This is a genomic window from Pseudomonas sp. Ors-4-3C (assembly GCF_055755035.1).
Genome location: NZ_CM146900.1, coordinates 6279852 through 6300363 on the forward strand (window position 1 = coordinate 6279852; position 20512 = coordinate 6300363).

Genomic DNA, 20512 nt, shown 5'->3' on the forward strand with positions numbered 1-20512 from the left:
TGCTCCTTGCCGTCAGCCCGGATGGGCGTCGTTGCGCAACTTGTCGCCGGCCGGGTTGACGGCTTCGCGCAGGAAGCCGAAACCGGTGCGACGGTCGAGGCGGAACAGGGTGTTGGTGACGTAGACGTCCTCGCGGATACCGACCACTTCCACCACTTCACTGACGCAGCGGCGGCCGTCGGGCATGCGGGTCAACTGAATGACCACGTCGAGCGCCGCGCAGATCATCTGGCGCAAGGTGCGTTCGGCGATCGTGCGGCCGGTAAGGCCCACCAGCGTCTCCAGTCGCAGCAAGGCATCCTGCGCGTTGTTGGCGTGCACGGTGCTCATCGAACCGTCGTGGCCGGTGTTCATTGCGGTCAGCACGTCGACCACTTCGACGCCGCGAATCTCGCCGAGGATGATCCGGTCGGGACGCATCCGCAGGGCGTTGCGGATCAGGTCGCTGGCCTTCACTTCGCCGTGGCCCTCGGCATTCGGCGGACGGGTTTCGAGGCGCACGACGTGCGGGTGGCCGAGCTGCAATTCGGCGACGTCTTCGATGGTCACCAGACGCTCATGAGGGTTGATCAGTTGGCTGAGAATATTGAGCAACGTGGTTTTCCCGGTGCCGGTCCCACCGCTGATGAGGATGTTGCAGCGCTTGCCCACGGCGTCCTGGAAGAAGTCGAAGATCGCCATGTCGATCGTCTGCATGGCCATCAGGTCGGTGCTTTTGAGCATGTCCTTGCGAAACTTCCGGATCGACAGACACGGGCCGTCGAGAGCGATCGGCGGGATGATCGCGTTGACCCGGCTGCCGTCCGGGAGGCGTGCGTCGACCATCGGTGAAGACTCGTCGAGGCGTCGCCCCAGCGGTGCGAGAATTCGCTGCATGACCCGTTCGACGTGGTGCGCATCGATGAAGCGCAAGTCACTTTGATGCAGCACGCCGTCGCGTTCGATGAACACCCGGTGCGGGCCGTTGACCAGGATTTCGGTCACCGACGGATCACGCAGCAACACCTCCAGTGGGCCGAAGCCGGTGAGTTCGTCGACGATTTCTTCGGCCAGCCGCTCCATCTCATAGCGGGAAATCGCCAGGTGCAAACGGGCGATGTATTCGGCGACCTTGTCGGTGACAAATTGCGCCAGCTGCTGGCGCGAGCCTTCCAGCAGGTTTCTCCCCGACTCTTCGATGGCGTCGATGATGTAGCGGTGCAGCACCAGTTTCAGGCCTTCGTGATCGGTGTTGCCGAGACCTGCGCGTTGCGGTGCGCCGAAGAGTTTTTCCGCGCTCATGAGGAACCTCGCAAGCGGTCGAACCAGGTGACTTTCGGTTTGGCCAGACCCTCGGAGCGTTTGGCCAGGCGTTCACCGAGGGCGCGCAGGCTCTGGGTGACTTTTTCCCGGGGCGCCAGTTCGAACAGACTCACGCCCTGATTTTTCGCGTTGAGCCGCACTTCAGGATTGAACGCCAGTACCGCAATGACTTCCAGATTGAAGGTCTTGCCGAGGGTTTCCGAGCTCGGCGCCACGTTGCTCAGATAACGGTCGATCAGCAGGCGTCCATGATCGAGTTTCATGCCTTTTTCGCGCCACTGGTTGAGCACGGCGAGGTTGCGGCGGCAGTTGAGCACGTTCTGATCGGTGTACCACAGCAGCTTGTCGCAGTGGCTGACGAAGGTGCGCAATGCTTCGCTGTCGGCTTGCCCGGTGAGGTTCACGACGATGTGCTGGAAGTGCTGGCGCAGCGCGCTGAGCAACATATACAGCTCGGCGGCGCTGGTGTTTTCCAGTGGCTCGTCGTTGCTGGCGTAGGCGAGAATCCGCAGGCCCGCTTCGGCGCTGGTGAAGGCGCTGTCGATGAGTGTGGCGTCGAGTCTGCGCAAGTGGCGCAAGGCATCACCGAAGTGAAACGAACTCTCCAGCCCCAACAGGGCAAGGCTATCGCCGCGGGGCAGGCCGAGGTCCAGCAGCAAGGTTTGCTGCCCGCTCTTTTGCACCACCAGCGCCATGTGATTGGCCAGCAACGCGCCGTCGGAACTGCTCTGCACGCCGTACATCACGGTCAGGCCGCCCAGTTGCGTGTTGGGTGCCACGGGTGGCAGGCGTTTGCTCAACCGGCGCACCAGTCCGGCAACCTCGCTGGAGCGCGAGCCATAGGCGACGAAGTCCCGGGCACCGGCACGCATCGCATTGAGCACCAGCTGATTGTCCATGCCGTCGCCCAGCGCGACGATCGCCAGCATCGGCTTGGCCTCAAGCGCGCCTTCGATCAGTGCGCTCTGCGCCACCACGTGCTCGCGGTCGAGGCCGACGAACACCAGGCTGGCAAAGGTCACGTCGACCAGTGCCAGCAGTTCGTCGAGGCTGCCGCCACCGGCACTCACCACTTGACCGAGGGGGGCGAGGGCGCTTTGCAGCCACTCCAGATCGGTGCTGTTGCGGGTGATCGCAAGGAAGGTCTGGCTCAGGCTCTGGCTCATTGCGACAACCCGCTGCGTTTGTCGAAGTTGCCGTTTTCGAGGAAGAACATGCGGTAGAAATTCGGGTCGTAGTTGCGCAGTTTTTCCCCCGGCAGCGACGGCAGTTGTGCATCGGCCGCCAGTGGCTGTACCAGATGCGGCGTGACGATCATCAGCAGCTCGCGCTCTTCGCGCTTGATCTGCGAGCCTTTGAAAAAGGCACCGAGCACCGGGATATCGCCCAGCCCCGGAAACTTGTTCACCTGCGAACTGTTGGTGGTGCTGATCAAGCCACTGATAACAAAGCTTTCGCCATCGGCCAGCGAGACGCTGGTGTCGGTCCGGCGAATGGTCAGGGCCGGAACGGTGGTGCCGGCGATTTGCACGGCGTTGCTCAAATCCAGTTCGCTGACTTCCGGTGCGACCTTCAGCGCGATGCGGTCGTGACTGATGACGGTCGGGGTGAGGGTCAGGCGGATGCCGAACTCCTTGTATTCGATCGACACGTTGTCGCTGCCGGAACTGGGCACCGGAATCGGGATTTCACCCCCGGCCAGAAAGCTCGCGCTCTGCCCGCTCAGTGCCACCAGGCTTGGCCGCGCGAGGGTGTAGGCGAAGCCACTGCTTTCCAGGGCGTTGATGATCGCCATGGTCTTGCCGCCGATCCACGAGAAGTTGAACAGGGTGTTGTCCACCGGCAGTTTCGGGGTCGGTACACCGTCGATGGGCGGCAGCGTACCCGGGGAGCCGAACAGGAAATTGCCACGGGTGCCGATCAGCGAGGCGGTGGCTTCTTTGAGTTTGGTGCGGCTGACTTCGACGAAGCGAATGTCGGTCTGCACTTGCGAGGGCAGCGTCGGATCATCGGAAGGCATTCGGCTGGCGTTGGTCAAAGCAGCAGTGGCGCTGCCTTGAACGAACACCATGCTCTGGCGCGGCTCACTGGAGCATGACGTCCAGACCATCAGACTGGTGGCGCCGGGGGCGACCCCGGTCAGCAGAAAAGATGAGTGACCGGTGTCGTGCACGTCAGCGATTTTCGGGTCGCCGATTGCCACGCGGGTGATCGTCACTGGCGACTGGATGTCCTGTTGGAATCCTTCGCCGATCTCGATCACCGGGGGCATGCGGGAAAGCGCCGAGCAATTGCCCGTGGCCGCGAAGGCCGCGTTCATCGACAGTCCTGTCAGTATCAAGGCCCGGAGTACAGGTTTTAATATCGGCCTGAATCGACTCTGCATGCACTTGGATCCTTGCTCAGTCATGGGGCTTGTTGGGAAATCTGATTGCCGCGAATCACTTCCATCGCTTTGCGCGCAGCGCCGTGTTCAGCGCTGGATGGCGCTTTCGGGCCGCTGCCCAGCGCCAGTTGGGTGAACTGGAAGAGTTGGCTGTTGGCGTTGTCCAGGTGCGCCGGCGACTGCGCTTCGCCGGCCCAGTATTTGGCCAGGCGCTGTTCTTCGCTGCTGCGCACGGCCAGCCGCAAGGTGCCGACCTGGGTGGCGAGCATCATCCGGCTCAGCAATTGCTCGGGCACCGCCAGCACCACGGTGCGCGCGGCGATTCGGCGTTGATCCTGTTTGATTTTGTCGTCGCTGTTCAGGGCCGGTGTGGCGGGTTGGCCGTCGTTGGTCAGGCCGTATTGGTCACCGACGCCGAGCACGCGCAGGGCGGGCACGACAACCTGCGCCGACTGTTGCAGGTTGCTGCTGTCCTGACGCAGGTACAGCAGCACATCGACATAGTCGCCGGGAATCAGTTGCCCGGCGCCGCCGATCACTTCATCGATTGCCACGGTCAGCGCGCGTTCATCGCTGTGGATCATGCGGGCCAGAGCACCGCCGGCGTCGAAGCTTTCGTCGTTCAGCCAGGTGCCGGCAGACAGCGGCCGCCAGGGTTTGCGGCCAACGACCTGATCGACACTTTTAAGGCTGCCGGCCGGTGCGTTACGCAGCTTTTCCACGGTCACGTCGGCGGCAGTGAGTGGGGTGAACGGCGGCACATCGTGCAGCAGCACCACCACGGGTTGACGGGTCTGGTCTTCGGCGACGGCAACGGTTTTTTCAACAGTGGCGACCGGGGCGGCGGGAGCTTCGGCAACAGGCGCCGGTTGACGACTGAGCACCAGTCCCCAATAGCCGACAAAAATTGCTCCCAGCAGAAGTAATGCTGCAAGGCCCATGGTGATGCGACTGTTCATGACGGCTCTCCCTTTCCTGCTGCACTACAAGCCCGTATTTCCTGACAAGGGAATTTCGCATTCAGGCAGCTATGAACATGCAACTATTTCGCTATTTCCAAGCTAGCTGATCCAAGCCAAAACGCCATTACTGGCCGGAAAATAACTCACTAAAGTATGAGCAATCGCCAATTAACAGTTGAACTAAGCGTCACGACCAACTGATTAATTCTTTGTGATTAATCCGTTCTTACAGTTGTTGACCGGGGGTTTGTTGACAATGCTCAGATAGCACGGTGGAGGCTTTGCCGCTGTAGCGTTAGCGGCGCCAGAGGCGCAAAGGAGTGGACGTATGTTTCAGATGATCATCGACTATATGGTGGCCAGAACCCGGCTGTTCGTGAAGAACGAAGAAGCGGCGTCGGCAATTGAGTACGCGATAGTGGTGGCCATGGTTGCCGTTGTCGTCGTGGCGTTTGTGACACCACTGGGCAACCGCGTCCTGCAGTACTTCAACGATATTCTGGTCGGACTGGGTGGCACCGCGCAAACCCGTGCAACACCATAGTCGCGCTGCCAATCCCTGAGGAGAACGGTGATGTTCTTTGAGTACCTGAAGATGCGTGCCCGCGGCTTTTTCTCCAGTACCGAAGCTGCCTCGGCTATCGAGTATGCAATCGTGGTCGCGATGGTAGCGGTCGTGGTGGTGGTCTTTGTCACGCCCGTCGGTGCCAGAGTGCTGATCATGTTCAATAATCTGCTGGTGGCACTGGGTGGTACGGCGGTAACGGCACCCACGCCCTGAGCGGGATAAAACTCGCACTTGGCGACTGTCGCACTACACTCTGTTCCACCCTCGGTTTTCAGGTATTGCCCATGACTGCTTCCTCGATCCCGCGCCAACAGTTGCTTCTGGTTGACGATGAAGAGGACGCGTTGCTCGAGTTGGCGGAGTTGCTGGAGGGCGAGGGGTTTGTCTGCCATACCGCGACATCGGTGAAGCTTGCGTTGCACCATCTGACCCGGCATCCCGATATTGCCCTGGTGATTACGGATCTGCGCATGCCGGAGGAGTCCGGCATGTCGCTGATCAAGCGTTTGCGCGAGCACACGTCGCGTCAGCACTTGCCGGTCATCGTGACGTCCGGGCATGCGGATATGGAAGATGTCAGCGACATGCTGCGCTTGCAGGTGCTGGATCTGTTTCGCAAGCCGATCTATCACGTCAGGTTGCTTGAGACGCTGAACAATCTGTTTCCCATTGCCAAGGTAGATGTCGGCTGACGCGCCTTGCGCCTTTCACCAGCTCTTTGATTATTGGCGCCAACCTCAATTACGACTTGAGCGGCGGATCGCTGAACAGCAATCTGCAGAGCCTGGGTCTGGTCGACTTGAGTGGCAACGGGCATCACCAGTGTGGTGACGACCAAGTCGAGCGAGGAACTGGCCGAGAACACCCTGGCGGTCGGTGGCAGCCGCAACGCGGCGACGGCGGTCGGTCGTGTATCGAATCTGCTGGCGCGGCTGGATGAGCAGGATACGGTTTACCAGACCGCCGGTGCGTGACAGCTACGAACTGGGTCTGGGCGCCAACTACCGGATGGGTGCCTGGAGCGTCGGCGGCTCTTACAACTATCTGACTTCGAGCGGTTTCGACTCCGACAGCTTTACTGCGAAGGTGCGTTACGCGTTCTGATCCACTTCGCGTAAAACCTGTGGGAGCGAGCCTGCTCGCGAAGGCGTAGTGTCAGTCGGCAAAAATGCTGGCTGATCCACCGCTTTCGCGAGCAAGCCCGCTCCCACAGGGATGTGCGCTGCAATGTGAGAGCAAGCGGTCTGTCCGCTCAGTTGATTGATCTGACTTCCTACAACTGATAGCTGAAGCTGATGCTGTACCTCATCCGGCGGTTGTAGGTGTCCAGTGCTTCATCGGCCATCGGCTTGGCCGCTTCCAGCGCAATGTTGTAGTACTTGGCATCGCCGAAGCGCAGCCCGACGGCCGCCGAGGACAGGTCACTGCTTTGCACCGCCAGTTTGTTGAACCAGGTTTTCGAACGGTCCAGCACCACGTACGGCTGCAGGATGCGCACCCAGTTGCCGTCGCGGTTGAAGCTGTAGTTGACCTCGTAAGCCGCCCCCCAGCCCTTGTCCCCCGACGCCTGATCGTCCGGGTAGCCACGGCCGAAATTCTGCCCGCCAAACACCGCACGCTCACTGTCGGGCAGCGTGTCATCGCTCCAGTACAGCGCCGCCGACAGCACGCCCTGCCAGTTGTCGAAGAACTTGTCGCTCTGTACGCCGGACAGGCGCATCCGGAAAAAGTTGATATCCAGATCCGGGTTATTGGTGTGCGCGCCCATGCCGTCGATGCCCTGGTACAGGCCCGCGCTGAGAATCCGCAGTTGCTGGGCGTCTGACTTGCGCCAGTCACCTTCGATGGCGACGGCGCGGATGTCGGTGCGTTCTTCGACACTCAAGGGGTAGCCGACGACGTTATAGCGGGTGGTATCGTCGACCGCATAAAGCCTTGCGCCGGCGCTGAGCAACTCGTTGGGCGAAGCGATGATCGGGTGACTGAAACCGATGGAGTAGCGATCGTCTTCCTGATGCGGCTTGAGTTCCAGACCGTTATCCAGTTGCACGTTGGTGCCCGGGTCGGCGCGGTAGCGCGAAGCGAACAGGCTCAGTTGTGTGCCCTCTGCATTGAGGAACTGGTTGTAGTCCAGGCGATAGTAATGCTCTGCGTCGTGCCCCGGCGGAAACAGGCCGCTGAGGGTCAGCTGTTCGCCCATGGCCGTTTGCGAGTTGCTGCTCACGCCGAGCAATGCCTGAGTGCCGTTACGATTGTCTTCGGTGGTGCTCAGGGTGCTGGTGAACGGTTTGCGACTGGCCTGGGCGACCAGGGTCGTGGCACCGTCGGTGGTGCCGGGCGGAGGCACCTGGGCCTGCACCGTCACTCCGGGAATGCGGGTCATCAGCGTGGTATAGCGCTCGAAGGTCTTGCGGGTCAGCGGCCGTTCGGCCTGGATTTTCGCTGCCAGTTTATCGAGCAGGCCTTTGACCCGGCCGACGTCGCCCTGCATCTGGATATCCCTGACGTAGCCTTCCACCAACACCACCCGCGCTACCCCGTCGTCGAACTTTTGTTGAGGCAAGAACGCGTAGGACAGCAGATAACCGTCCTGTTGGTAGCGGCGGGTGATGTTGCGGGTGGCTTCGATCAGGTCGGCAAGGCTGGTCTGGTGACCGATCAGGGGTTTGTAGATCTCGGCCAGTTCGCCGAGTGGATAGATCGTCCCGCCTTCAATCTGCACCGTCTTCAGGGTGATTCTGGTTTCCATCATCAGCGGCTGGGCACTGGCCGCGCCGGGTTCCGGCACTTGCACCGGGGTGGTGGCCGGGCGATAGGCATCGGCCGGCAGATTCGGCACGGGCAGATTGCGAATGGTTTCGTTGCTGTTGAGAAAGCTGGGCAGGGTGTCGGCGAAAGCGGCGGAACTGAGACTGAGGAACAGCAGGGATGCCATTACGCGCATAGGACACTCCGTGGTCAGGTCGCAGCACAGGGCTGTTTTTCTCCTAAGAAAAAAGCGGAAGATTCGTGGGAATCTTCCGCCCTCAACCAAGCGTAGGCGCTGTAGGTGAGGCCGTCGAATCGGCCAGGTGCAATTTAGCGTTTGTTGCCTCCAAGAGCGCCGGTCAGGCCACCAAGTACGCCACCCAGGCCACCGGTTGCGGTGCCTCCAGTGGTGGTGCCGCCGCTGACCAGTCCGCCGACCGCACCAACGGTAGCGCCGACGTTACTGACGAGACCGCCGACTGCGGTGCCTACCGGATTATTCGTTGCGGCGATTGCACCGCCCAGACCACTGACCGCGCCACCTACCTGATTGGTCAGGCCGGCAACCGGGCTGCCGAGGCCGGTCGCGGCGCCGACTTGTTGGGTCAGGCCGGAGACTGCTGTGGTAACCGGGTTGAGTGCGGCGCCGACGTTGCTGCCCAGTGCTGCCAGTGGCGCTGTGGTGCTGGTTATCGGTGTACCGGAACCACCCAGAACGGTATTGAGCGAGGCGATTACGTTGCCCGCCGATGCGCCGGCCACGCCGCCTGCGCTCACCAGACCATTGTTGTTGCCTGCGTTCAATCCTGTGCCGACGTTGACCACTGCACCGCCAACGGTTTGCAGCAGGCCGGTACCGCCGAGGCCTCCGCCAAGTCCCCCGCCAAGACCGCCACCCGTGCCTCCACCGGTGCTTGTGCCGCTGCTGACCAGGCCGCCAGCCGTGCTGACCGTGGTGCCGACGTTGCTCAGTGCGCCGCCGAGGGTGTTGGTCACGGGATTGCCATTGCCAGTGCCGGTGACCTGTGTACCCAGCCCGTTTACGGCGCCGCCGACTTGTTGCAGGACACCGTTAAGCGGTGTGCCCAGCCCGGTCGTGTCACCGATTTTGTCGGTGGTGCTTTCAACCATGGCGATCACCGGCACCAGTCCGTTACCGACACTCTTGGTCACTGAACCGAGTGGGCCGGTCGTTGTTGCCGTGCTGAGGGTGTCACCGAGCATGGTGACTTTTTCGCCAACGCCGTTGAGTACCGGTGCGACTTTGGTGACCACGCCACCCACCACCGGAACGCTGCTGGTCGCCGTGGCCAGTTTCCCGCTCAGATCAGAGACGCCGTTGCCGACATCGGTGACCACGCCGCCAACCGAGGAGGCGGTCACACCGAGGCCATTGTCGACTGTTCCCAGCTTGCCGATGCCGTTGGTCAAGCCATTACCCAACGTGCTGACTACGTTGCCGGCGGTGTTGGCTGCGCTTTGTACGACGCCACCGACGACAGGAACCGTGCCCAGGGAGTCGCCGATCTGGCCGACGCCATCGCCGACGCCGGCGACGGTTTTGCCGACATCCTGCACTAGCGAGTTGGTCACTACCGGAGTGGTGGTCGGGGTAGTTGGGGTAGTCGGGCCAGTTGGACCCGTGGGGCCGGTGGGGCCTGTCGGGCCAGTTGGCCCTGTAGGTCCGGTCGGCCCGACCGGACCGGTAATCACTGTCGTGCCGCCAGTTCCACCGGTGCCGCCGGTTCCGGAAGTACCGCCCGTGCCGCCAGTACCGCTCGTGCCATCTGTACCGGAGCTGCCCGAAGACCCGGACGTTCCTGCCGTACCACTGGCTGGAGACGAACTGCCGGAACTGCTGTGATGCCCGCCACCGCCACTGCTGCAACCAGCGAGGCCGAGGGAGAAGATCAATGCCAAAGCGATTGCTGATTTGGACCACGCAAATTGAGTTTTCATGATTGAGTTCCTTGCACCTGTCACAACGTTCGTTGTATTCGATGGCCCGCCGGTTCTAGCGCCGGCAATGCCTCCGTCCGTTGTGCTCATATCAATCGCGCGACTGGATCCTCGCCATTCTCAAGTTGGTATTAACGCCTTTATATACATAGCGGTGTACAGGACCTAAGGACTAATACCCAAGGTATAAACGGGCAAAAAAAAAGCCTTGAGAATCAAGGCTTGGTGCGTTGCCGGAAAAGGGCTCGTGCGGGTGAAAACTTAAGTGATATATACACAATTTACAGGCTTGGCCGGCCTTGAAGAGGGAGACAAAGCCCCCTCTTCAGCGATCAGGCAATCGGCTGCCACTGACCGACCATGTGCTCCAGGTCGCCTGCACCGATCAAACGCAGTTCACCGCTGGAGCCTGCTGCACTCGCCAGCAAAGTCACCTCACTGGGTAAACGCACCGGTTTGTGAAAAAACACGCTGACCTCAAGGTTGGCCTTGGGCAGGTGATCACTCAGCGCTGCGAGCGTACGGGCCTTGTTCCACAAACCGTGAGCGATGGCCGTGGGGAAGCCGAAGAGCTTGGCACTGGCGGCGCTCAGGTGAATCGGGTTGTAGTCGCCCGAGACTTTGGCGTATTGCCGACCGATATCGGCCGGTGCTTTCCACTGCGCAACCTGCGTCAGGATCTGCGTGGGTTCCCAGCGTTGCTCGACGGGTTCGCCGTCGAGTTTCACGCCGCGACAGAGCATCTGGCTTTCCGCTTCCCACAGCGGCCCGAGTTGATCATCGAGAGTGGTCAGCACATCGAAGGTCGCGCCTTTGGGATGCGGCTGCAGATTGTGCACCCGCACACTGACTTGCGCGCGACTGATCCCGCCCATGGGCCGCAACACGCGAATGCGGTTGTTCAGGTGAATCAGCCCCAGCAGCGGGAATGGAAACTCCTTCGCCGTGAGCAATTGCATCTGCAGGGCGAACGCGAGGATGTGTGGATAAGTCGGCGGCAGCAGTCCGTCATCGGTAAATCCACAGACCTTGCGATAGTCCGCCAGCCGCTTGTGGTCGATGTCGATCCAACAGCGCAAACCGCTGTCGGGCAGGGTGGTGCCGGTGATCTTGCGTCGTGCAGCGGCCCGCGCATACAGGCCGGGCAGACTCGGTTCGCGATCCAGCGTGTGCCATTCGATGCTCATGCCTAGGCCCCCAGTACACTTTGTCCACAGACCCGCAGCGCCTGCCCGGTGAACGCGCCGGTGCCCGGTTGCGCCAGCCACGCGACGGCTTCGGCGACGTCCTGCGGCAAACCGCCCTGGCCCAGCGAACTCATGCGCCGCCCGGCCTCGCGCAAGGCGAACGGAATGTGCGCGGTCATCTGGGTTTCAATGAAGCCCGGGGCCACGGCGTTGATGCTGATGCCGCGTTCGTGCAGAGTTGGCGCCCAGGCCTGCGCCAGACCGATGAGGCCGGCCTTGCTCGCGGCGTAGTTGGTCTGTCCGCGATTGCCGGCGATGCCGCTGATCGAGGCCAGCAGAATCACTCGCGCATTGTCGTGCAGGGTGCCGCTGTCGAGCAGAGCCTTGGTCAGCACTTGCGGGGCGTTGAGGTTGACCGCGAGCACCGCATCCCAGAATTCCGGGGTCATGTTGGCCAGGGTCTTGTCGCGAGTGATCCCGGCGTTGTGCACCAGAATGTCGAGGCCGTCCGGCAGTTGTTCGATCAGTTGCGCGGCGGCATCTTCGGCGCAGATATCAAGGGTGATCGCCCGGCCGCCAAGACGCGCGGCGAGGGCTTCCAGATCAGTCTTGGCCGGGGGGACGTCGAGCAGAATCACCTCGGCGCCATCGCGGGCGAGGGTTTCGGCGATGGATGCGCCGATCCCGCGTGCCGCGCCGGTGACCAGCGCCTTGCGTCCGGCCAATGGCCGGGTCCAATCGGTGACCGGCGTGGCGCATGGGCTCAGGCGAATCACCTGCCCGGAGACAAAGGCACTTTTCGGCGAAAGGAAAAACCGCAGCGGGCCTTCCAGTTGATCTTCGGCACCCTCACCGACATAGATCAGTTGCAGCGTGCCGCCGCTGCGCAGCTCCTTGGCCAGCGAGCGTGAAAAACCTTCGAGCGCCCGTTGCGCACTGGAGGCGAAGGGCTCGCGCAGGGTTTCCGGGGCGCGACCGAGAATCACCAGATGTGCGCTGCTGTCGAGATTTTTCATCAGCGGCTGGAAGAACTCGCGCAGCTGTTTGAGCTGGTCGGTGTGCTGCAGATCGCTGGCATCGAACACCACGGCCTTGAGTTTCGGCCCGTGCCCGGGAATCCACGCGGTGGCCAGCGACGGTTCGGTGCCGTAGCTGTAGATCGCGTCGGTCAGGCGGTTGGCGAACGCGTTGACCCGCTCGGCCAGCGGCCCGCCGCCGATCAGCAGCGCACCGTCCACCGGCCGCAGGCGTCCGGCCTGCCAGCGTTCCAGCCGCACCGGCGACGGCAGGCCCAAAGCCCCGACCAGACGGTGGCCGATGGATGAGTTGGCGAAGTCGATATAGCGGTCAGACATGGAACGCTCTCCAAATGTTGGGGTTCAAAGTGTGGACTACCAACGGCAATCAATCGTTCGATCCACACAATAAGGCCTACGCTAGAACAGCAGAGTAGTTGGCCGCTGATGGTTGTGTGGCCAAACACAAATTCAGAAACAACGTTGAACCCTGTAGGAGTGAGCCTGCTCGCGATAGCGATTTGTCAGATACAGATGTTTTGACTGACACGATGCGATCGCGAGCAGGCTCACTCCTACAAGGATTCAGGTGAATTCGACCATTTGGAAAAGGAGCTTTTCATGAGTCAGCTGCGCCGCGTCGCCATCATCGGTGGTAACCGTATCCCTTTCGCCCGCTCCAACGGGCCGTACGCCACTGCCAGCAATCAGGTGATGCTCACCGCCGCGCTTGAAGGCCTGATCGAACGCTATAACCTGCACGGCCTGCGGATTGGCGAAGTGGTGGCGGGTGCGGTGCTTAAATTGTCACGGGATATGAATCTGACCCGCGAATGCGTGCTCGGCTCGCGGCTGTCACCGGCCACTCCGGCCTATGACATCCAGCAAGCCTGCGGCACCGGGCTGGAAGCTGCGCTGCTGGTGGCCAACAAAATCGCCCTCGGCCAGATTGACTGCGGCATTGCCGGTGGCGTCGACACCACCTCGGACGCGCCGATCAGCGTCAGCGAAGGCCTGCGCAAAATCCTCCTGCAGGCCAACCGCGCCAAGACCACCGGCGACAAGCTGAAAACCTTTCTGCAACTGCGACCACGGCACCTGATCCCGGAATTTCCGCGTAATGGCGAGCCACGCACCGGCCTGTCGATGGGCCAGCACTGCGAACTGATGGCGCAGACCTGGAACATTCCCCGTGAAGAACAGGATCAACTGGCCCTCGAAAGCCATCACAAACTCGCCGCGTCCTACAGCGAAGGCTGGCACAACGATCTGATGACGCCGTTTCTCGGCCTGACCCGTGACAACAACCTGCGCCCCGACCTGACCCTGGAAAAACTCGCCACGCTCAAACCCGCTTTCGAAAAAAGCGCCAAGGGCACGCTGACGGCAGGCAACTCCACGCCACTCACCGACGGCGCCTCAGTGGTGCTGCTGGGCAGCGAGGAATGGGCGAAAGAACGTGGTTTGCCGATCCTCGCGTATCTGCGCGATGGCGAAGCGGCGGCGGTGGATTTCGTCAACGGCGCCGAAGGTCTGTTGATGGCGCCGGTGTATGCCGTGCCGCGCCTGCTGGCGCGCAATGGGCTGACCTTGCAGGATTTCGATTACTACGAAATTCATGAAGCATTCGCTGCGCAGGTGCTGTGTACGCTCAAGGCCTGGGAAGACCCCGAATACTGCGAGACGCGCCTGGGGCTGGACGCGCCGCTGGGCTCGATCGACCGCAGTCGACTGAATGTGAAAGGCAGCTCGCTGGCGGCGGGGCATCCATTTGCCGCGACCGGCGGGCGAATTGTCGCGAACCTGGCGAAACTGCTGGATGCAGCAGGCAAGGGCAGGGGGCTGGTTTCGATCTGTGCTGCTGGTGGCCAAGGTGTCACCGCAATCATCGAACGTTGAGCGCAATCCCCCTGTGGGAGCGGGCTTGCTCGCGAAGGGGTCGTGTCAGGCGCCGTCATTGTGTCTGACAGACCGCTTTCGCGAGCAAGCCCGCTCCCACAGGGGAAATGAACGCCAATGTCAGATTCTGTCGCAAATGCCCTCGACGCCGATTACCAACATTTCAAACCGGCTCAGCTATGATCGGCAAAGCTCGATTATTTCGGCACAGTGTGTGCATCCATAGGGTTCACAGGTCGGCACCCCCTCCCCGTAGCGCGAGGATTGCCGTATAACGAGTGACATTCGCGTGTTTGGTAATAAAGGACCCACAATAAAAGCTGATGAAGACTCCAAAACGCATTGAACCCCTGATCGAAGACGGTCTGGTCGACGAAGTGCTGCGCCCACTCATGAGTGGTAAAGAAGCAGCTGTTTATGTGGTGCGCTGCGGTAACCAGTTACGTTGCGCGAAGGTCTACAAGGAGGCGAACAAACGCAGTTTCCGCCAGGCAGCCGAGTATCAGGAAGGTCGCAAGGTGCGTAACAGCCGGCAGGCCCGGGCGATGGCCAAGGGCTCGAAATTCGGTCGCAAAGAGACCGAAGACGCCTGGCAGAACGCCGAAGTCGCGGCGCTGTTCCGTCTGGCCGGTGCCGGTGTGCGAGTGCCCAAGCCATACGACTTTCTGGATGGCGTGCTGCTGATGGAACTGGTGGCCGACGAGTATGGCGATGCCGCACCGCGTCTGAACGACGTGGTGCTGGAGCCGGATCAGGCCCGCGAGTATCACGCGTTCCTGATCTCGCAGATCGTGCTGATGTTGTGTACCGGTCTGGTGCACGGTGACCTCTCGGAGTTCAACGTGCTGCTGACCCCGACCGGGCCGGTGATCATCGACCTGCCGCAGGCGGTGGATGCCGCCGGTAACAACCACGCGTTTAGCATGCTCGAGCGCGATGTGGGCAACATGGCGTCGTACTTCGGGCGCTTTGCCCCGGAGCTGAAGCAGACCCGCTACGCGAAGGAAATGTGGGCGTTGTACGAAGCCGGCACCTTGCACCCCAACAGCGTGCTGACCGGTGAGTTCGATGATCCGGAAGATCTGGCCGACGTTGGCGGTGTGTTGCGCGAGATCGAAGCGGCGCGTCTCGACGAAGAGCGCAAGCAGGCGATCCGTGCGGCGGATGACGAGCCCAAGGGCAAGTCCGACGAACCACCGCCGCCACCGTGGATGCAGTAAGCGCTTGAACAGAAACCCGGCTTCGGCCGGGTTTTTTGTGTTTGCCCGAAACACCGAAGATCCCTTGTAGGAGTGAGCCTGCTCGCGATGGCGGTGTGTCATTCAGCAAAAGTGTTACCTGATACACAGCCATCGCGAGCAGGCTCACTCCTACAGGGATTTGTGGTGTTCCTGGAATGTGTGTGGGAATCTTGTCCGCCCTCGCACACTCAAGGATTGAATGTGAACGCCCGCCTCATCATCACTGCCCGGCTGATCTCCGACTTCGGCGCCTTCCTCAACATGGTCGCGCTGGCGACCTATGTCTACCTGCTGAGCAACAGCGCCATGAGCGTCGGGATCTTTCTCGCCAGCCGGGTTGGCGGGGGGATTTTTGCCAGTCTGATCGGTACGCGCTTCTATCGGCGCTGGAGTGGCCGGGTGCCGCTGATCGCCTTCGATCTGCTGCGTGCGGCGCTGCTTGGCCTGCTGTTGATCCTGCCGCTGAGCCAGCAGGCGCTGCTGTTGCCGGTGATCGCCTTCGGCCTGGGTTTTGGCAATTCGATGTTCGCCATCGGCCTCAACAGCCAGTTGCCGAGGCTGATCGACCCGGCGCAGCTACTGAAAACCAATGCCTGGATCACCTCGGCGTCATCCGCAGCCATGGTCGGCGGCAGTCTGGTGTCCGGTTTGCTGGTGGCGGCATTTGGTTTCGCAACGGTGTTTGCGCTCAACGCACTGACCTATGTGCTGGCGGCGCTGTTGATTACGCCGTTGCGCTTCGCCGTTGCAGAAGTCAGCGAGCAATCAACCAGCGAACGCGGCGAATGGTCAGCTCTGAAACAAGGCCTGCGCAGCGCTCCGGTGATCGCCGCGATGCTTGCCGTGACCATGGCCGACACCTTGGGCAGTGCCGCGCACAACGTCGGATTCCCGATCATCTCCAAACTGCTGACCCCTGATTCGGCCAGCACCACGCTGGGTCTGATGTTGGCGGTATGGGCCAGCGGCAAACTGTTCGGCGCACGGATTGCCAGTCGCCTCAAAGGCACGGATAACCGTGATTTGGAGCGACGGTATTTCTTCGGCGTGGCGTTGATGTCCTGCGGTTTTATCCTGATGTTCCAGCAGCACAGCCTTTACGGTCTGCTGCTGTTTTCGCTGCCGGCGGGGCTGGGGGACGGTTTCTCCGAAGTCAGCCTGATGTCGCGTCTGCAGCGTGAACCGGAGCATTTGCGCCTGCCGATTTTCAGTTTCCTGACTTTGCTGCAAATGACCGGGTTCGGTGTCGGCATGCTGGTTGCCGCGCCGTTTTACGGCTGGTGGACGCCGGGTGCCGTGGTCATGCTGTTCCATGGCATCCCGCTCGGTACGCTGTTGACCGTAAAGCTGCTGGCGCTCAGGCGCGGGCGGGTTGCGCGCAGCAGCCCGACGCCAGTTCCTTGAGGATCGGGCAGTCGGGGCGATGGTCGCCATTACAGTGCTCGACCAGGTCCTGCAGGGTGTCGCGCAACTCGCCGAGCTCACGGATCCTCTGGTTCAGCTCGTCGATGTGCTGACGCGCCAGGGCCTTCACATCGGCACTGGCGCGTTGCCGGTCCTGCCACAGGGTCAGCAGCTTGCCGACTTCCTCCAGGGAAAATCCCAGATCCCGCGAGCGCTTGATGAACGCCAGCGTGTGCAGGTCATCATCGCTGTAGACCCGGTAGCCGCTGTCGGTGCGATGGGCAGCCTTGAGCAGGCCGATCGACTCGTAATAGCGGATCATCTTCGCGCTCAGGCCACTGTGCCGGGCCGCTTGGCCGATGTTCATCGCTGTTCCTCCAGATCCTTCGGTTTCCAGGTTTTCAACAGTAGTGCATTGCTCACCACGCTGACGCTCGACAATGCCATCGCCGCGCCGGCCAGCACCGGGTTGAGGAAGCCGAACGCCGCCAGCGGAATGCCGATCAGGTTGTAGACGAAGGCCCAGAACAGGTTCTGGCGGATCTTCGCGTAGGTCTTGCGGCTGATCTCCAGCGCCGCCGGCACCAGCTGTGGATCGCCGCGCATCAAGGTGATGCCGGCGGCATGCATCGCCACGTCGGTGCCGCCACCCATGGCAATGCCAATGTCGGCCGCCGCCAGTGCCGGGGCGTCGTTGATGCCGTCGCCGACCATCGCCACCACCCCGGTTTTCTTCAGTTCGGCGACGGTCGCGGCTTTGTCGGCGGGGAGCACTTCGGCGTGCACGTTTTCAATGCCCAGCGCCTCGGCCACCACACGCGCGCTGCCACGGTTGTCGCCAGTCAGCAAATGACTGTGGATCCCTCGGGCGGCCAATTGCTGCACCGCTTGCAGTGCGCCGGGCTTGAGCGTGTCACCGAAGGCGAACAACCCAAGCACCCGCGCTTCTGGGCTTTGCTCGATCATCCACGACAAGGTCCGGCCTTGGCTTTCCCAGGCCTTGGCGGACTCGGCGAGTTGGCCGGCGCTCAAGCCGCTTTCTTCCAGCAAGCGCCGATTGCCCAGCGCCAGGCGCCGACCGGCAAGCGTACCGGCGATGCCGCGCCCGGTCAGGGACTGGCTGTCGCTGACATCCGGCACCTGCAAGCCGCGCTCGGCGGCAGCGTCCAGCACGGCTTTGGCCAGCGGGTGCTCACTGCCGCGTTGCAGGGCACCGGCCAGTGTCAGCAGGGTATTTTCATCACCATCCAGCGCACTGAAATGCGCGATGCGCGGGGTGCCGGAAGTCAGCGTGCCGGTCTTGTCGAAGACCACGTTGTCGACTTCATGGGCACGTTCCAGCGCTTCGGCGTCCTTGATCAGAATGCCGTGACGCGCAGCCACACCCGTACCGGCCATGATCGCCGTCGGCGTGGCGAGGCCGAGGGCGCACGGACAGGCAATCACCAGCACAGCGACCGCGTTGATCAACGCGGTTTCCATGGGCGCGCCGTACAGCCACCAGCCGATCAGTGTCGCCAAAGCGATCAGCAGCACGGTGGGCACGAACACCTGGCTGACTTTATCCACCAGTTTCTGGATCGGCGCTTTCGCTGCCTGAGCGTCCTCGACCAGACGGATGATCCGCGCCAGCACACTTTCCGCACCGAGGGCGGTGGTGCGTACCAGCAAACGACCTTCACCGTTGATCGCACCGCCGGTGACCTTATCGCCCGGCTGTTTCGGCACTGGCAGGCTTTCGCCGCTGATCAGCGCTTCGTCCGCGTGGCTCTGGCCTTCGAGCACTTCGCCGTCGACCGGGAAACGTTCGCCGGGTTTGACCAGCACCTGATCATTCAGGCGCAGAGCACTGATCGCCACGTCTTGCTCGTGACCGTCAATGACCTGAATCGCCCGTTCCGGACGCAAGGCTTCGAGGGCGCGGATGGCGCTGGCGGTCTGGCGTTTGGCGCGGCTTTCCAGGTATTTGCCGAGGAGTACCAGGGCGATCACCACCGCCGAGGCTTCGAAATACAGATGCGGCATGCGCCCGGCGGCGGTGGCCCATTCGTACAGGCTCAAGCCATAACCGGCGCTGGTGCCGAGGGCGACCAGCAAGTCCATGTTACCGGCCCCGGCGCGCACGGCTTTCCACGCGGCCACGTAAAACCGCGCACCGAAAATGAATTGCACCGGGGTGGCGAGGGCGAATTGCGCCCAGGCCGGCAGCATCCAGTGGATGCCGAACGGTTGTAGCAACATCGGCAGCACCAGCGGCAAGGCCAGGGCGATGGCGCAGATCAGTGCCCAGCGTTCATGTTGCAGGCGCTGTTGCTGGTTATCGGTAGTGGGGTGATCGGCTTGCCAGACGCTGGCCGAGTAGCCGGCCTTGCTCACCGCGTCGAGCAGCGATTGCGGGTCGACCTGACCGAGCAATTCGAGGTGTGCGCGTTCGTTGGCGAGGTTGACGCTGACGCTCTTCACCCCGGGGACTTTGTTCAGGGCGCGTTCGACGCGACCGACGCACGAGGCGCAGGTCATGCCGTCGATGCTCAATTCCATGGTCTGCTGCGGCACGCTGTAACCGGCGCGCTGCACCGCCTCCATCAACGCCGGCAAGCTGTCACCCGGTGCCTGGACGCGGGCCTGTTCGGTGGCGAGATTGACGCTGACGCCACTGGCGCCGCTGACTTTGCGCAACGCCCGCTCGACACGCCCGGCGCAACTGGCGCAGGTCATGCCGGCAATCGGCAGGTCGAAGGTGATGGAATCGGACATCGGTCTTACTCCCTGTAGAAGATGTCTACAAGGATCAACCTTGCCATGCGGGCAAGGTCAAGCGCCAATATTTGACTCAGCACAAAACCAATGTGGGAGCGGGCTTGCTCGCGAAAGCGCTGTGTCAGTCAACATCATCGCTGAATGGCACAGCGCATTCGCGAGCAAGCCCGCTCCCAAATTTGGCGTTTCGCTTAGTATTCGAGGGCGGCAGGTCGCAGGTACAAGCCTTTGGCATTTGCCGCGATCCGGTACTTCACCACATCGCCGGCCTTGAGCGAGATCTCCTGCGCCGGCGGTGCCAGCATGCCTGCCTGACAACCCGGCACCTGGCCAGGCAACTGTTTCAGACGAATGGAAATCGTGCCGTGGGGCAGGTTGAACGAAGTGGTCTGTTCCTGCAGCAGGCGCCCAGCGAGTTGATCATTAACGTACACGCCAATCTCGCAGGGAGTCGGCACTTCCAGACGCTCGCGCGAGATGATCAGAACGGCGTAGTCCTCACCGGTCGCGTTGGCCTGGGGCAGGGCGGCAAAGAGGCTGAGCAAGCCAAACAGGCTGAAAGCTGACCAGCGCATGGCTGAATCTCCTGAGTTTGAGTCATTGGTGTGCGCAGCTTGGCTGAGCGCAGCGCCGATTGCCAGCCCGGCATTTTTTTCCAGAACTTGACCTTGCCATGGTGGCAAGCTCGACACTGCCGGCAACCTCACTCAAGGGAGTCAATCCATGCAAGTGTTCAATGTTCAAGGCATGTCCTGCGGTCACTGCGTCAAAGCCATCACCCACGCCGTGCAGGCGAAAGATCCGGCGGCCAGCGTGCGGGTCGATCTGGCGGCCAAAGAAGTCGGCGTCGAGAGTTCGCTCAGCGCGGAGCAGGTGATCGAGGTTATCAGCGAAGAGGGTTACCCGGTAAAACTCGCCGGTTAACGATAAATCCCCTGTGGCGAGGGAGCTTGCTCCCGCCGGGTCGCGAAGCGGCCCTTTTTTCCAATTGAAAAACACTGGGCCTGCTGCGCAGTCCAGCGGGAGCAAGCTCCCTCGCCACAGGTTTCAGGTGTAGGTCATCTGATTTCTAATAGTTAG

The 20512-nt window shown here is 61.8% G+C and carries 20 protein-coding genes; 9 read left to right on the forward strand and 11 right to left on the reverse strand.

Features of this window, described 5'->3' with window-relative positions; all coding sequences use genetic code 11:
- Positions 1-12 precede the first annotated feature (12 nt).
- From ACVHNU_RS28350 to cpaB, 4 genes are read right to left on the reverse strand one after another with little or no spacing between them, the layout of a single operon-like run.
- Complete coding sequence (locus ACVHNU_RS28350; RefSeq protein ID WP_003221319.1) at positions 13-1281, reverse strand: CpaF family protein; 1269 nt, start codon at positions 1279-1281, stop codon at positions 13-15.
- Complete coding sequence (locus tag ACVHNU_RS28355; RefSeq protein WP_473018725.1) at positions 1278-2468, reverse strand: CpaE/TadZ family protein; 1191 nt, start codon at positions 2466-2468, stop codon at positions 1278-1280. The genes ACVHNU_RS28350 and ACVHNU_RS28355 overlap by 4 nt, the downstream gene beginning before the upstream one ends.
- Entirely contained in the window at positions 2465-3688 is a 1224-nt protein-coding gene (locus ACVHNU_RS28360; RefSeq protein ID WP_045122276.1) for a type II and III secretion system protein family protein, read from the reverse strand. The genes ACVHNU_RS28355 and ACVHNU_RS28360 overlap by 4 nt, the downstream gene beginning before the upstream one ends.
- A 20-nt stretch (positions 3689-3708) precedes the next feature.
- A complete protein-coding gene (cpaB, locus tag ACVHNU_RS28365; RefSeq protein WP_473018726.1) occupies positions 3709-4647 on the reverse strand; it encodes a Flp pilus assembly protein CpaB in 939 nt (312 codons plus the stop codon).
- Positions 4648-4978: 331 nt separating this feature from the next.
- On the opposite strand from cpaB, the gene ACVHNU_RS28370 reads away from it, so the two are divergent.
- The 5 genes from ACVHNU_RS28370 to ACVHNU_RS28390 all read left to right on the forward strand — a co-directional run bounded on the left by ACVHNU_RS28370 (position 4979) and on the right by ACVHNU_RS28390 (position 6322).
- Positions 4979-5194, forward strand: a complete 216-nt coding sequence (locus ACVHNU_RS28370) for a Flp family type IVb pilin (RefSeq protein WP_003221330.1) — start codon at positions 4979-4981, stop codon at positions 5192-5194.
- 30 nt (positions 5195-5224) lie between these two features.
- Positions 5225-5431: a Flp family type IVb pilin gene (locus tag ACVHNU_RS28375; protein ID WP_003221332.1), complete on the forward strand. Its 207-nt coding sequence runs from the start codon at positions 5225-5227 to the stop codon at positions 5429-5431.
- A gap of 71 nt (positions 5432-5502) precedes the next feature.
- A complete protein-coding gene (locus ACVHNU_RS28380; protein ID WP_003221334.1) occupies positions 5503-5910 on the forward strand; it encodes a response regulator in 408 nt (135 codons plus the stop codon).
- A gap of 111 nt (positions 5911-6021) precedes the next feature.
- Positions 6022-6192 carry a hypothetical protein gene (locus tag ACVHNU_RS28385; protein WP_473018727.1) on the forward strand — a complete coding sequence of 57 codons (171 nt, stop codon included), beginning with the start codon at positions 6022-6024 and terminating at the stop codon, positions 6190-6192.
- Complete coding sequence (locus tag ACVHNU_RS28390; protein ID WP_473018728.1) at positions 6185-6322, forward strand: hypothetical protein; 138 nt, start codon at positions 6185-6187, stop codon at positions 6320-6322. The genes ACVHNU_RS28385 and ACVHNU_RS28390 overlap by 8 nt, the downstream gene beginning before the upstream one ends.
- Positions 6323-6491: 169 nt before the next feature.
- On the opposite strand, the gene ACVHNU_RS28395 is transcribed toward ACVHNU_RS28390, so the two are convergent.
- From ACVHNU_RS28395 to ACVHNU_RS28410, 4 genes are all read right to left on the reverse strand, one after another.
- Positions 6492-8162 carry a ShlB/FhaC/HecB family hemolysin secretion/activation protein gene (locus ACVHNU_RS28395; RefSeq protein WP_473018729.1) on the reverse strand — a complete coding sequence of 557 codons (1671 nt, stop codon included), beginning with the start codon at positions 8160-8162 and terminating at the stop codon, positions 6492-6494.
- A 134-nt stretch (positions 8163-8296) separates the two neighbouring features.
- A complete protein-coding gene (locus tag ACVHNU_RS28400) occupies positions 8297-9925 on the reverse strand; it encodes a collagen-like triple helix repeat-containing protein (protein ID WP_400508217.1) in 1629 nt (542 codons plus the stop codon).
- 332 nt (positions 9926-10257) lie between these two features.
- A complete protein-coding gene (locus tag ACVHNU_RS28405) occupies positions 10258-11112 on the reverse strand; it encodes a MaoC family dehydratase (RefSeq protein ID WP_473018730.1) in 855 nt (284 codons plus the stop codon).
- A gap of 2 nt (positions 11113-11114) precedes the next feature.
- Positions 11115-12467 carry a 3-oxoacyl-ACP reductase gene (locus tag ACVHNU_RS28410; protein WP_103520191.1) on the reverse strand — a complete coding sequence of 451 codons (1353 nt, stop codon included), beginning with the start codon at positions 12465-12467 and terminating at the stop codon, positions 11115-11117.
- Between the two features lie 282 nt (positions 12468-12749).
- Here ACVHNU_RS28410 and ACVHNU_RS28415 point away from each other — a divergent pair, with 282 nt between their 5' ends.
- The 3 genes from ACVHNU_RS28415 to ACVHNU_RS28425 all read left to right on the forward strand — a co-directional run bounded on the left by ACVHNU_RS28415 (position 12750) and on the right by ACVHNU_RS28425 (position 16672).
- Positions 12750-14027 (forward strand): acetyl-CoA C-acetyltransferase, encoded by a 1278-nt coding sequence (locus ACVHNU_RS28415; RefSeq protein WP_473018731.1) that lies wholly within the window; start codon positions 12750-12752, stop codon positions 14025-14027.
- 323 nt (positions 14028-14350) lie between these two features.
- A complete protein-coding gene (locus ACVHNU_RS28420) occupies positions 14351-15247 on the forward strand; it encodes a PA4780 family RIO1-like protein kinase (RefSeq protein ID WP_003221347.1) in 897 nt (298 codons plus the stop codon).
- A 222-nt stretch (positions 15248-15469) separates the two neighbouring features.
- The gene (locus tag ACVHNU_RS28425; RefSeq protein ID WP_473018732.1) at positions 15470-16672 is read left to right on the forward strand and encodes an MFS transporter; all 1203 of its coding nucleotides are present in this window, start codon (positions 15470-15472) and stop codon (positions 16670-16672) included.
- On the opposite strand, the gene cueR is transcribed toward ACVHNU_RS28425, so the two are convergent.
- The 3 genes from cueR to ACVHNU_RS28440 form a co-directional block, all read right to left on the reverse strand.
- Complete coding sequence (cueR, locus tag ACVHNU_RS28430) at positions 16626-17039, reverse strand: Cu(I)-responsive transcriptional regulator (protein ID WP_473018733.1); 414 nt, start codon at positions 17037-17039, stop codon at positions 16626-16628. The two genes, ACVHNU_RS28425 and cueR, sit on opposite strands and share 47 nt — an antisense overlap.
- Positions 17036-19429, reverse strand: a complete 2394-nt coding sequence (locus tag ACVHNU_RS28435; protein WP_473018734.1) for a heavy metal translocating P-type ATPase — start codon at positions 19427-19429, stop codon at positions 17036-17038. The genes cueR and ACVHNU_RS28435 overlap by 4 nt, the downstream gene beginning before the upstream one ends.
- A 194-nt stretch (positions 19430-19623) precedes the next feature.
- Positions 19624-20007 carry a hypothetical protein gene (locus ACVHNU_RS28440; protein WP_103484571.1) on the reverse strand — a complete coding sequence of 128 codons (384 nt, stop codon included), beginning with the start codon at positions 20005-20007 and terminating at the stop codon, positions 19624-19626.
- 148 nt (positions 20008-20155) lie between these two features.
- On the opposite strand from ACVHNU_RS28440, the gene ACVHNU_RS28445 reads away from it, so the two are divergent.
- Positions 20156-20356 carry a heavy-metal-associated domain-containing protein gene (locus ACVHNU_RS28445; protein ID WP_103484570.1) on the forward strand — a complete coding sequence of 67 codons (201 nt, stop codon included), beginning with the start codon at positions 20156-20158 and terminating at the stop codon, positions 20354-20356.
- The last annotated feature ends 156 nt before the right edge of the window (positions 20357-20512 follow it).